The sequence below is a fragment of the Pseudomonas sp. WS 5503 genome (assembly GCF_012985385.1).
Classification (GTDB): Bacteria; Pseudomonadota; Gammaproteobacteria; order Pseudomonadales; family Pseudomonadaceae; genus Aquipseudomonas; species Aquipseudomonas paracarnis.
Genome location: NZ_JAAQWI010000006.1, coordinates 363543 through 376814, shown reverse-complemented (window position 1 = coordinate 376814; position 13272 = coordinate 363543). Strand labels below are relative to the sequence as shown.

Here is a 13272-nt window from a genome sequence, read left to right as displayed (position 1 = left end):
AACCTGAGCCCAGGCTTGTATGGGTGTGCTTGTCTCACCAACTGAACTTGAGCTCCATGCCCAGGTAATTGCTGTCGTGCCCACCGGCATCACGCAGGGTCTGGCCGACCGCGTAGTGCACCGCCTCGACCGCACCGCTGAGGTTGGGCGTAAAGGCGTAGTCGGTGCGCAGTTGGCCGTAGGCGCCGGTCCAGCGCTCGCCTTGGCCCGCTGTGCCAGCCACGGCCAGGTTGGGCTGGGTGTAGACGGCGTCTGCGGTGGTCTGTCGCCACAGCAGGCCGACGGCGGTTTGCACGCTGAGCTTGGCGAGGGGCTTGACGGTGATCGACGGCTTGACGTGGATCAGGTTGCTGTAGCCGGTGTAGCCCGCCAGGGAAAAGTAATAGCCATTGGGGAACAGCGGGTTGAAGGTGCCGACCCGGCCGTCACCGGCCTGGCGGTCACCGGAAGCGATATCCAGTTGCAGGCCGATACGCGGCTTCCAGGCCAGCGTGTCAAAGGTGTAGCCGGTGCGGCTGCCACCGGCCCAGGCGCGAATCGTCTTGCTGCCCACCGAGCCGCGTTGCAGCATGGCTTCGACGTCCCAGTCGAAACTCTGGGCTGCGCCACCCAGGCGGGCGTCCAGCAACTGGCGCGTCTCTTCGCCGTCGGCGTCCAGGTAATGGGCGGCGCTGCGCTCGTACACGCCGTAATAGGCCGACAGCTCATTGGTGCCGCCCACCAGCCGCTCGACCCGTAGCATGTGGAAGCGCGCGTCGCTGTTGGACTTGTCGTCGAAATGCCGGCCATCCTGGTACTGCACCGGTTGGCTGGCGATCCCGATAAAGCGCCATTGCGGCGTTTCCCAGTCCGCCCACAACGCATCGAAGGACTGCCGCACATTCGGGCCGTCCCGTGACGAGATGAAACGCTGCAAGTCGAAGGCGAAATCCTGGCGGCCAGCCCGTGCCTTGAAGGTGCCAGCGCTGAAGGTCTTCACGTATTCGGCAAAGGCCAGGCGCAGGTCGACGCGGTTCTGGTCGGCACCGCCAATGGTGGTCTTGTCATAGGCCCGCACATCTTCCAACTGGGTGAACAGCCGCCAGTGTTCGTTCAGGTGCAAGTCGGCGTGCACCTGAAAGCGCTGGATCAGGTAGCGGTCACGCGGTACATCCCGCACGCCGAACCCGCTGGCGTCGTTCATCTCGAAGCGTTCACGCAAGGTGGCGCCCAACGACAAGTAGGTGAACGGGTTGGCGGCGGACAGTGGGATGTACTTGAGGTTGTCCAGCGGTTGCGTGCGCAATGCCGGGTCCTTGAGCACAGACCAGTCTTCCTGCCAGCGGTTGGCCTTGATCGCCGGGCGTACCGGCTGGTCGTCGGCCTGCACGCTGCCAGCAAGCAACGGCCACAGCACAGCCAGGCTCCAGCCTGTGTGACGAATCATTTTGCCGCGCTGAGTTGGTGGATTTCTGCGACATAACCGCCCGGGAACTCCACCAACGCACTGCGCCGATCTTTGCTGTCGAACGCCGGCACCAGCACTGTGGCGCCAGAGCCAGTGGCCTTGCCCAGGGTGGCGGCGAGGTCGTTGACCTGATAACCGGTGGTGTCATGGCCGAACGGGTAGGGCAGTTGGCCGTTGGTGACCAGCACCGCCATGCGCCCGAACGGCGATTCGATCTCGACGCGGCGGTAGTGGCTGCCGGCCTGGCCGACATCAACCCCAGGGGCGTGCTTGTCGTCGCTCACTACCTTGCCGTGGGAGAAACCCAGGAACGCCTTGATAAACCGCTCGGCGCTGTCGTTGGACACATACACACGGTTTTCCGGCACAGTGTCGAAGGCGGCGTAATCCGGGGTCTTGGTGTGCCAGTAGAGCTGCATGTTCACACCGCCCGGCCATTGCACCACGGCATCACGGCCGATGGGGTCGGGGAAATCGCTGACGATTACGTCGGCGCCATTTTCCCGCGCGGCCTTGAGGGCCACGTCCATGTCCTTGACCAGATAGCCGTTGCGTTCCTGGCCGAACGGGTGAGGCACGGGGGTGGTAAAGCCGAACAACGACACGGTGCCCGCCGGGGTCTGGAGCAATTGCGAGGTGGTGCTGCTCGGCACCGGCAGCACGTTGACCACGACCTGGGGCGTGCTTTTGCCGCCGAAGGTGGCGAGGAAACTCTGGGCAAAACGGTCCACATCGGCCGGTGCCACATACACATGGCTGGTGTCGTACTGCGGCGCCACGGCCACGTTCGGGGTGGCGGCAAACGCGTTGCTCATCATCGCACCTGCCAGCAGCGTCAATGCCAGCGATACCTTGGTTGCTGTGTTACCCATGCCCGTTCTCCAGCGCTTCTGAGGGTTCGAAAGCCGTGAGGTTAGGGGGGCAGGGCGGTGGGGAATTGTATGGACGTGCTCGGTTGAACGTTTCAGCTACGCGGCCCAGACAGCCGACGCCGATCTACCTGACACCTCCGAGATCAACCTGTGGGAGCTGGCTTGCCTGCGATGACGGCCTCCCAGCCGACACCTATCTACCTGACACCCCAACGATCCAACTGTGGGAGCGGGCTTGCTCGCGAAGGCGGCCTGACAGGCGACGCTGTTATTTCGAGTACATATCCATTCCTGCGGTAACGGCCGCTTAGGGTTCCGCCCTGACGGCGGCTCACTTTTGAAAAGCGCAAAAGTAAGCAAAACGCTCTTGCCCCACCACTCGGCACCTCGCTTAGGCTCGGTGTGCCCTCACTCCGGCTTGAATCCGTGGGCCGCCGTCATGGGCCATCCTTGGCCCAGGACGGCTAACCCGGCGTCCTGCCGGGTTACCCACGAATTCAAGCCTGCGTTCGGCCAGCGTGGTTTAACGGGGCGCTTAAGATCAAAAGCAGATCAAGATCAAAAGCGACTCGCTTCGCATCGTGGTTACCGTGGAGGTTACAACCGCAAGTTGTGCATCTATCGCACTACCGCTTTCGCAGGCAAGCCAGCTCCCACATTTGATCTTCGTTGCTTTGGGCATTGCGTTCGCTTAACTGTTCGGCATTGGGGCTGCCCACACATTTGGATGGCGGGGCATCGGTTAAACAGCCGTTATCGGTCAGGCCACCATAATGATCTTCGACACCAACTCCACCACCGTCTTGGCCTGCAGTTTCTTCATCAACCGCGCACGGTGCACCTCAACGGTGCGGTGGGAGATCGCCAGGCGCAGGGCAATTTCTTTGGATTTGAACCCGTTGACGATGTGCATGGCGATTTCCCGCTCCCGGGGCGTGAGGTCGCCGGTGCCCTGGTGCATGCGGTCCAGGCGTTCGAAGTGCCAGATCATCAGCTTGAATGGGTCTTTGGGGGTGAGGGTGTAGCCGTGGGACTTGGCCCAGAACACTTCGCCATTGTGGTGCTGCATGAAGCGTTCATCGGAATAAAAGCCGTTGTCGCTGTCGAGCAGCCAATCATGGCTGCGCTTGCCGATGGCGTGGTAGTCGGCCTGGGACGGGTAGATCAGCAGGGTCAGCTGGTTGACCAGTGCGTCGCGCGTATAGCCGAACAGCTTCAGGAAAGCGTCGTTGCAGTCCAGTATCACGCGGTCGCTGGTGACGATCTGCGGGGCAGGGGACAGCTTGAACGCCAGGCGTTCGAGGTCGGGAAATTGCTGGGCTAGCGCGGTCATGGGGCATCCTGCCTCGTTGTTCAATGCCCTGGGGCGCTACTTACCCGTGTAAGTAGTTACACGAATTGGCGCACGATCAGGGGTGGGTCATTGTAAGTAAAGTCCGAATCAAGAACAGAAGAAATTGATTATGCCTGCTGATTGCGTCTCCATTGTTGCCGCTGGTCACTCCCGCTTTGGTCGCCTGGAAGGCACGACGCTGGAAGACCTGATCGTCCAGGTGACCCGGCAAGCCCTGAGCGACGCCGAGATTGACGCGTCGCAAATCGATGCGTTGTTCCTCGGCCATTTCAACTCGGGGCTGGTGCCCGACGGGTTTGCCGCCTCATTGCTATTGCAAGCCGACCCCGGGCTGCGCTTCAAACCGGCTACCCGCTGTGAAAACGCCTGTGCGTCCGGCTCGGCGGCGATCCAGGCGGGGGTCAATGCGATCCTCTCCGGCAGTGCTGAGCTGGTGCTGGTGGTGGGCGCCGAGAAGATGACCCACACCAGCACCGCCGCTGTCACCCAAGCCTTGGCCGGGGCCGGCTACCAGAACGACCCGGCCGAAGCCGGCCTGAGTTTCCCCCAGTTGTTCGGCCGCGCCGCCCGCCAATACGCCGAGCGTTACCACTGCCCGCTGGGCTCGATGGCGGCCATCGCTACCAAAAACCACTCCAATGCCATGGCCAACCCGCTGGCGCAGATGCATCGGGAGATGAATTTTGAACACTGCAACAACGTGTCCCAAAGCAACCCATTCGTGGCTGACTCCCTGCGCCTGACCGATTGCTCGCTGATCAGCGATGGCGCCGCCGCGATCATCCTCGCCTCGCCCAAACGTGCGCGGGCGTTCCGTCGCGAGGTGCAAATCCGGGCGATGACCCAGGTCAACGACACCTTGCCCATCGCCCAGCGCGACATTCTGGCCTTTGAGGGCCCGCAACGCGCGATCCATGCAGCGCTGCGCGGGGCGAATGTGACCCTGGCTGACCTGAGCTTCGCCGAAGTGCACGACTGCTTCACCATTGCCGAGTTGCTGATCTACGAAGCCATGGGCCTGGCGCCCAAGGGCGAAGGCCATCGCGTGCTCGACAGCGGGGTGGTGCGCGCCGGCGGGCGCTTGCCGGTGAACCTTTCCGGCGGGCTCAAGGCCAAGGGGCACCCCGTCGGCGCCACGGGGGTGTCCATGCATGCCTTGGCGTTCCGGCAATTGACCGGCGAGCCGATTGGCCTGGCGGTGCCCAACCCGGAGTTCGGCTTGGTGTTCAACATGGGTGGCATGGCGGTGGCCAACTACGCCTCGGTCCTGCAGGCACGCCGGAGCTGAGTCATGAACATTGCCAACTGGCTGCACGACACCCAGCGTCGGGCCCCGCAACGCCCGGCATTGTTCGACGGCAGCGTGCAAGTGGCCGACTACGCCACCTTCGCCGCCCACGTGCGCCAACGCGCCGCGCACCTGGTGGAGCAGCATGGCCTGGTGCCGGGAGACGCGGTGGCGCTGCTGATGAAAAACAGCTGCGACTACCTGGAGCTGCTCTACGCCATCTGGTGGATGGGCGGGGTGGCGGTGCCGATCAACGCCAAGCTGCACCCCAGCGAAGCGGCGTGGATTGCCGATAATGCCGAGGCGCGGTTGATCTTTACCGACGGCGGCCAGGTGTTTTCATCGCGGGATTTGCCCGCGCATTGCACGGAATTGGACGGCCACCCGCTGCCGCCCAGCCATGGTTGGCCCAGCCTGGAACAGCCGGTGCCCCGCCAGGATCACGACCTCGCCTGGCTGTTCTATACCTCTGGCACCACCGGGCGCTCCAAGGGCGTGATGCTGTCGCACGGCAACCTGATCGCCATGTCGCTGTGCTACGCCACGGATGTCGATCAAGTGAGCGCCGACGATGCGGCGCTGTATGCCGCGCCCATGTCCCACGGCGCCGGCCTGTACAACTTCATCCATGTGCGCTGCGGCGCCCGCCATGTGGTGCCGGCCTCCCATGGCTTCGATGCCGCCGAGCTGTTCGGGCTGGCCGAGCACATGGGCCAGGTGTCGCTGTTTGCTGCGCCGACCATGGTCAAGCGCATGGTCGAACAGGCCCGGCGCCAGGATTATCACGGCGCCGGCATCAAGACCATCGTCTACGGCGGCGGCCCCATGTACCTCGCCGACCTGCGCGAAGCAGTCGACACCTTCGGCCCGCGCCTGGTGCAGATCTACGGCCAGGGCGAGAGCCCGATGACCATCAGCGTCTTGCCCCGCGCCTTGATCGCCGAGCGCCAGCGCCCCGACTGGGCCACCCTGGCCGCCTCGGTGGGCCACGCGCAAGCCTGTGTCGAGATCCGCATTCTCGATGCCGAGCACCAGCCACTGCCCACCGGCCAACGCGGTGAAATCGCGGTGCGTGGCGCCACGGTGATGCAAGGCTACTGGCGCAACCCGCAGGCCACGCGCCAGACGCTGGTGGACGGTTGGCTGCTGACCGGCGACATCGGCTACCTCGACCCGGCCGGCTACCTGACCCTGACGGATCGCTCCAAGGACGTGATCATCAGTGGCGGCAGCAACGTGTACCCCCGTGAAGTCGAGGAAGTGCTGGCCCAGCATCCCGAGGTGTTCGAAGTGTGCGTGGTGGGCGAGCCCGACGCGCAATGGGGGGAGTCGGTGGTGGCCTTCGTGGTGACCCGCAGCGGCCAGCCGCTGGACGAAGGCGAGCTGACGGCGTGGTTCCTGGCGCGCATGGCCTCGTTCAAAAAGCCGAAAAAATATGTGTGGCGCAGCGATTTGCCGAAGAACAGCTACGGCAAGATTCTCAAGACCGACTTGCGGCATTGGCTGCAAACCGCGAGTATCGCCGCGCTTTAACATGGATCGATAATCAGACAAGGAGTCCCCACGATGGGCAATCCCGCACAAGACACCGTCCGCAAGCGCCGCCGTGCGTTTCTGGGCGCCACCTCCGGCCACTTGATCGAGTGGTACGACTACGGCGTCTATGGCTTTCTCGCGGTCTATATCGGCCAGGCGTTCTTCGTCTCCGATGACCCCACCACCAGCCTGTTGGCCAGCTTTGCCGCGTTTGCGCTGAGCTTTTTTATCCGCCCTCTGGGTGGGCTGTTCTTCGGCCCGCTGGCAGACAAGATCGGCCGGCGCAAAACCCTGATCATGGCGCTGGTGATGATGACCGGCTCCACGGTGATGCTGGGCCTGTTGCCGACCTACGCCAGCCTGGGCATCGCCGCACCGATCCTGTTGATTCTGGTGCGCTGCGTGCAGGGCTTCTCCGCGGGCGGCGAAATCGGTACCGTCACCAGCTTCATCTCTGAATACGCCGGCCCCGGTCGCCGTGGCTTTGCCACCTGCTGGCTGATGGTTACCGCCGTGCTCGGCCTGCTGCTCGGTGGCGCCGTGGCCAACGGCATGACCTGGGTGCTGGGCGCCGAGGTCATGCAGGAATGGGCCTGGCGCGTACCGTTCCTGATCGCCGCGCCCCTGGGCTTTATTTCCATGTACATCCGCCTCAAGCTCGAAGACAGCCCTGAATTCCTGGCCCTGCAACGTGCCGGACAAACTTCGCGGGCGCCGCTGCGCGAGGTCTGGCAGTGGAAGCGTGCGATTGCCCTGGTGTTCTTTATCATCACCTTGCACAGCTCGATCTTTTACCTGGTGCTGACCTTCGCCTCGACCTACATGGCCAAGATCCTCAAGTTCGACAGCGGCACCACCTTGCTCTACGTGTTCGTCGCCAGCTTCTCGGCGGCTTTCGTGATGCCGTTTGGCGGGGCCTTTACCGATAAATACGGGCGCAAGCCGTTCCTGATGGTGATCGGCACGCTGGCGACCCTGGCGATGTTCTGGCTGTTCAAATCCGCCCCGACCGCCACCCCGGCGACCTTCTTCGCGCCGTTGATGGCGGTGGCGATTCTGTTCGGGCTGTACGCGTCGTCAACCTATGCGTTGATGAGTGAGCTGTTGCCGACGCGGATTCGCTCTACTGGGATTGCCGTGGCGTATAACGTGCCCGTCGCGGTGTTTGGCGGCAGTGCGCCGTTGATTTCCACCTGGTTGATCAAGGTGACAGGCGATATTACTTCGCCGTGGTATTTCTATGTAGCGACCGGGGTGGTGTCGTTGGTAGCGCTGGTGCTGTTGCGCAAGGAGGACTTCGTGGTCGGTGCCACGCCTAGGGTGGCGTCTGCGAAAACGGCGCTGGCCTGACGCCGTGTTTGCATCTTGGTAATCAAACGGCAGGGTTGTGTTGGCAAACCTGCCGCAACAGGCTATCGGGCTGAATTGGCTGGCAACACGTGGGCCGCGTCCAGGGCAGGGTAGGAGTAATGTGGCCGGTAATCGACAAGTTCTTGAACCATCTCAGGCTCTTTCTGGGTGCCAATATTGAATCGCAGCAGCGTTCCTGATGTCTTTTCCACCGTATTAAGGTGGTTGTTCTTGGCAAAATCCAACTTCACTTTCGAGTCAGCGAGCAACTTTATGTCGCTTGGAGAAAGCGTGGGGTATTTCGCTTTGAATTCCCGATAGTACGTTTTGAACAGGCCCGTTGGGTCTTTGCCCAAAAAATAATCCATGTGCACAGGACCTGCGAATGACTTGGTGGGTATGTTGGTCAGGTTGGAGATTTCATCACCCAGCGAGTTCGGGCCGTTTGCGCCGGAATAGCAGACGCGAAGCACAATGTTTTTATATTTGCTGAAGTCAATTTTTTCCGCACGAAGTTTATTGACAATGTCTTGCGCCGAATAGAACTTGCCGTTTGCGCCTACGACTTTCGCGGGCTCTCCGGTGGCCGGTTCAGTCCCATGTCCGAATATATTGAGTCGTGGGGCGCCTTTGTAAATATCCTCGAAGGTTTGTATGTCGCCATCGATGGCCTTGAAACCCCTCCATGGACCGCCCAACCGAATCACTTCACGTAATGCTGACTCAGGCGAAGGCGCCGCCGGTAAATCACCTACGCGTGTTTCCTGCGGTACCGTATGAATGGCCGCGACTCCAGTACGTGAGGAGGTTTGAGTGGGGTGTGCTCTTGCGAGGTGAAGCATTAACATCGCTATGTTGATGAATAAATCTGTTGCGGCTGCTTCTTTGTTTCCTTCCCTGCTCCCGGTAAGCGTCTTGATATCACTTATGATGCTGTCTGCCTGAAACGGCATGCCGATTAAAAAGGCACTCTCTGGCATGAACAGAAATGCCGTATTGAGTAATAGGCCTGCCCCTTCTTTAATCCTTTCCCAGCGACTTTCCCCGTTGGATACGGCTTGGTGTTCGGCCAGCGATGTCAGCGCCCTTGAATTGGCTTCATACAAGTAGCTCATCAGTTGCCCGGTTTGCAGCTCGGACGACAGGTCGTGAGTCGCCAGTGTGGGCGGCGCAGGCGTGAACACGGGCGTATATGTCGGCATATGCGGTTCGCGAAAGCCATCGTGCCTGTAGACGGTGCGGGTTGTCTCATCAGGCAGCCAGGCAAGAATGTCTTTTTGTAGCTCCTTCTGTGTCTGGACAGACTCCATTAGCGCCTGGCGCGAAGGAAACTGCAGCAGAGGGGCGCTGGAATTCAACGGGCGATAAAGAATGTGCGGGCCGACTGTGATGTCCTTGGGTTCGATCAGGAACATGTTTTCGACCACATCGGGCACCGCGCCGGGCAGGCGCATCAGCGCCAAGGGGCGCACGGTGATTTCGTTGCCATTGACAAACTTCTTCCCTGGCGTTGGATCCAGTATTGCCTGAAGGTAACGAAAACCCATGGCGTTATCGAAGCCAGCCTCGCCTTTGGCCGTCAGTTCCAGGGCCCTCATCTTCAGTTCAATCGGGACTTGCTCGGCGAACAGCGCTTGGCGCCTGGCTTTTTTTTCAGGATCGTCGAGCAGCTCGCGCCTGACTAATTCGGGGTAGTTCTTGCCGGCATCGATTTGCTGAATCAGCTTACCCAGTTCGCCCTCTTTTCCGAGCTTGGCTAGATGAATGCCCGTCGGTTTGTGACGCACCTCCACCCGACCTTTTGGTAATCCTGAAAGGTTGCGTACAAAGGTTTCGGTGAAGGGCAGGGTGGTGGTTTGGGTTGATCCGAATCCGCTGGCCGGGGCGCCATAGGGAGTGTGAAAGATGACTTCCAGATCCTTGATGTCATAGTGAAAGGGTGGAGGGTTGAGGGCTTTGATCTGTTCCTGGATATAAGTGCTAATGTCCGGAATATCACTGCCAAAGCTCTTGCCCTTGTGCCGGCGCTCGAAGCCCGCCATCTCCAGAAGCAGGTCATGGTAAATAAAGCGATTGGCATCCGAGGCGGTTTTCGACCATTCGGGACGCTTGAGCCCGGACTCTTGGGATGGTCGCGCCACGATCAGCGCGGGATCAGTGTCGGCGTTGGCGTCCCCGTTGTTAATCATGACGTTCGCTTGCAGGTAGAACGCATCAGCGTCGAAGGCTTTCAGGCTGGGCTTGTCGGTGCGGGTCGGTGGTTGCGCCTCGGGGTTTTGCTGTTCCCAGGCCTGCTGGGCAGCATCCAGGGAAGCATAAGGGGTAACCTTTCCGCTGGGTTCGCACATCAGCACTGCGAGGGTGCGATCCCCAGCCTTGCGTTCGATGAACAGGTTAGGGGTTTGAACGTTCGGGCTGTCTGGGTTGGCCGGGTCAGTGCGGACCATGAAGTGAATGGTTGTCTTGGAGTTGTCTGTGGGGTTGAGGTACCCGTGGGGAAACCTTGCTACCGTATCCAGTGTTTCGCGCTGTATGTCATTGAGACCTGGAGATTTTAAACTGGCCAGGCGCAGGTTGCTGTGCAGCAGTTGGCCGAGCATTGACCGCCGACTACCCGCGTAAATCGGGGTGACACTGAGCGCTGTGTCGGCACTTAGCCCAGGGGTCGGCTCATTGAACGGCGGCTCATTCCAATACGTGATCTTTGCCGCTCGAAGCGTTTCGTTCAGCTTGCCGGGCAACTCGCTCATAGCCTTCTGTAGCGCTGACCTATCGATAGGAAGTGCAGTACCCGCAGGTTTGCCGGTACGGGCGAGCACGTCTTCGCGCGTATCGACGAATTTGCCAGCGCTGTCGAAAACCGGCGCGGCGCCTCCAGCGACATGGCTGATGATCATTTCCATCAGCGGTGTTTCAATGTGCTCACCTGGATTGTCCGGATCGGGAACGGCGAACGCCAACTGCTCCACATCGAGGTTCAATGACGCATCGATGGCGTCCTTGAGTAATCCCGATACGACCGATTGCAACCCGGGCTCTGCGTTAAACAGACGGTGGGCGATGTCGCTCACGGGGCTGGCGACGGGCGGCTTGGCGGTGGTTACCGGCGCAGGCGCTTGAACGACAGTAGGTGTTGGAGGGGGTTTGATGCCTGCAAGTGCTTGTAGGGTTGCCTGCTGCAGTTCGCGAATCCCACGCGAGGTGTCAGCAGAAGGGTTGTTTTTTTTCAAGGAGGGGAAGCCATCGCGGATGAGCCCTGCGACTTGTTCGAGCCACTTCTGCTCTGAGCCGGTTTCCCGAGTCACGCCGTAAAAGTCCAGCATCATAGAGAGATCCAGCGCTTGCTGGGTACGAACGGGCCCCTCGTAGACCGAGCCGCTTCTCCCGTATTTTCGGGCTGCGCTTGAAATGTCGGGTTCAAGGGCCGCCCATTGGGGGCAAGTCGACGTGCGCAAAACAATCGATTTACGGCTGCCGTCAGGGTTTCGTACGTAGCCTTCCAACTGGCCTGTCGGCAAGTGGATAAACAAGGATGAAACCTCGAGATTATGTTCTTTCGCAAACGCCAGGAAAGCGGGGCTGGAGAAGCATTTGCCGAACGCCTCGCGTGTGTGTGCGTAGGTAGAGTCGTCAGGCACATTCAGGAGGGGGAGAAAGGTTAGCGACTGATCATCAATGCGCCTTTGATAGCCGATCCTCGTGAGGATTCTGGCACACTCCCGTGCCACTTCCCGATCAGCCGCCTCGACGCGTTCGGCGGGCGTCGGTGTGCGACTGGAGTCGGCAAGTGTGCCGCTGCGTTCAAAGGTGGCTTGGGTGATCGTCTCCTTCGCGCTGCGTTGTGCTTGCCTGGCGCGCAAGGTCTGTTGCGAGATGTCCAATGGCAGGGGGCCGTTGGGGATGACCAGAGAGGGGAATGTGTCGGCTTGCTGGAGTGCCGCGATCACGGCCCGCGGATTGCGCGTAAGCTCGGTTCTAGCGATAGCGTAGAAGTCTCCGACCAGGTAACTGGGAGGCGTGTGGTCGCCGGTGTAGCGGAACCAGGTCGTCGACGGGGCGCCCAGCTCTCTGGCCGCTGCGGCGACGTCCGCCGATGCCTGTGACCAGCCAGGGGTGAACTCCGTGAAGCTGTTGGGGGAGCCATTGATCATGCACGTCATGGTTCCCTCTTGAGGGTTCCAGCTGAAATTGGACAGGTCGATGTGATGGGCTTTGGCAAAGGTTGCAAACGGCTCTGCCCTGAGCGCCTGGTTAAAACGTGCCCACGCTTGGCCGAAGCTGGAAAAAGGCGGAACCTGGGTGAGGGTCGGGGCGGTGAGTGACTGCCTGTTGGTTGTGAGCTCCTCAGCGACCTGGCCCATCAATGCCGCGCTGAGCTGCTGTGCCAGCTCGGCATCACTCTTTTCCACCAACGTGCTGACGTGTCCTTGAGTGAGCAGAAATTGAGGCGAACTTGGTGCGCGTCTTGAAACGGGCTCGGATCGACCAGGATTTTCCGGCTGCTGAGCAATGTCATACTTCAGCCTTTCATCCGGGTTGACCGGCCACGCAAAGGTGCCTGTTGGCGTTTGTTGCGAAGATGAGGGTGGAACATGGTTCGTGGCTGCCGGGATCGTCATGGAAGTCTCCGTCTATCGTTATGAAAAGCGCGCCTTCTGTGGCGAATTTTCGTGGCTTTTCTGTACGAAGGTGTTCCGTATCCACTTAATACGAAGGGTTACAGCCGCTGATGCGGGGAGCCGTCATGTGTCACAGTCCTTTGCCTGTTCGTTGTGACAGGTTGAAATACGGCGCCGTTTTCCCTCCACCGCGTCCCTGAACAGAGTGAGGTGCCTATGCAAGCAACCCGATTGACTCTCGTATGTCATGCCGTGACCCCCATGCAAAAGCAGGGGCGGTTTCCCGATGACGAGTCGTTACTGATGGATTGGCAGAATGCGCGGCTGTCACTGACGGATCGGTTCCGCAAAAGTGTGCGCCTGATATGCGGGCCCGAAGCGCGGACTCGCCAGACGGCGACGCTGTTCGGTGACCACGCCGTGGTTGAGCCCGCGTTACGCGATGGCGATTTTGGCCATTGGAAGGGGCAGGACACTGCCCAGCTTGATCGCGATGAATTGATGACTTGGCTCACCGACAGCGCCAGCGCCCCCCATGGCGGCGAGTCGGTGGACCACATTTGCGCGCGCGTGGGCGAATGGATGAGGTCACTGGAGTGCCAACCCGGCCATGTGGTGGCCGTTACACATCCCTTGGTCATCCGCGCTGCAATGCTGTACGTCATGCAATTTCCAGTATCGATGTTCTACCTGATCGATGTCGAACCGCTGTCGCGCACCGAGCTGCGTTTCAACGCGGTCTGGCGCCTGCGCCTGGAAACTCACGCCTGATGCGTTGATCATGGCAAAATCCACGCCCCGCACTG

8 protein-coding genes are annotated in these 13272 nt (G+C 60.7%); 4 read left to right on the top strand and 4 right to left on the bottom strand.

Annotation, left to right across the window (positions count from 1 at the left end; genetic code table 11):
* Positions 1 to 34 precede the first annotated feature (34 nt).
* The 3 genes from HBO10_RS17830 to HBO10_RS17820 form a co-directional block, all read right to left on the bottom strand.
* Positions 35 to 1426 carry an alginate export family protein gene (locus HBO10_RS17830; RefSeq protein WP_034127300.1) on the bottom strand — a complete coding sequence of 464 codons (1392 nt, stop codon included), beginning with the start codon at positions 1424 to 1426 and terminating at the stop codon, positions 35 to 37.
* Entirely contained in the window at positions 1423 to 2319 is an 897-nt protein-coding gene (locus HBO10_RS17825; protein WP_034127301.1) for a glyoxalase, read from the bottom strand. The genes HBO10_RS17830 and HBO10_RS17825 overlap by 4 nt, the downstream gene beginning before the upstream one ends.
* Positions 2320 to 3079: 760 nt before the next feature.
* On the bottom strand, positions 3080 to 3652 hold the full coding sequence (locus tag HBO10_RS17820) for a LuxR C-terminal-related transcriptional regulator (protein ID WP_003190613.1): 573 nt from the start codon (positions 3650 to 3652) through the stop codon (positions 3080 to 3082).
* Between the two features lie 130 nt (positions 3653 to 3782).
* Here HBO10_RS17820 and HBO10_RS17815 point away from each other — a divergent pair, with 130 nt between their 5' ends.
* The 3 genes from HBO10_RS17815 to HBO10_RS17805 are packed head-to-tail and all read left to right on the top strand — an operon-like array spanning position 3783 to position 7847.
* Positions 3783 to 4961, top strand: a complete 1179-nt coding sequence (locus HBO10_RS17815) for an acetyl-CoA acetyltransferase (RefSeq protein WP_034127302.1) — start codon at positions 3783 to 3785, stop codon at positions 4959 to 4961.
* A 3-nt stretch (positions 4962 to 4964) separates the two neighbouring features.
* The gene (locus HBO10_RS17810; RefSeq protein ID WP_034127303.1) at positions 4965 to 6494 is read left to right on the top strand and encodes an AMP-binding protein; all 1530 of its coding nucleotides are present in this window, start codon (positions 4965 to 4967) and stop codon (positions 6492 to 6494) included.
* A gap of 33 nt (positions 6495 to 6527) precedes the next feature.
* A complete protein-coding gene (locus HBO10_RS17805) occupies positions 6528 to 7847 on the top strand; it encodes an MFS transporter (protein ID WP_034127304.1) in 1320 nt (439 codons plus the stop codon).
* A gap of 62 nt (positions 7848 to 7909) precedes the next feature.
* Here the strand turns inward: HBO10_RS17805 and HBO10_RS17800 are convergent, their stop codons facing one another.
* Positions 7910 to 12466 carry a DUF6543 domain-containing protein gene (locus tag HBO10_RS17800; RefSeq protein WP_152612715.1) on the bottom strand — a complete coding sequence of 1519 codons (4557 nt, stop codon included), beginning with the start codon at positions 12464 to 12466 and terminating at the stop codon, positions 7910 to 7912.
* 216 nt (positions 12467 to 12682) lie between these two features.
* Here HBO10_RS17800 and HBO10_RS17795 point away from each other — a divergent pair, with 216 nt between their 5' ends.
* Positions 12683 to 13237, top strand: a complete 555-nt coding sequence (locus HBO10_RS17795; RefSeq protein WP_034127306.1) for a histidine phosphatase family protein — start codon at positions 12683 to 12685, stop codon at positions 13235 to 13237.
* The last annotated feature ends 35 nt before the right edge of the window (positions 13238 to 13272 follow it).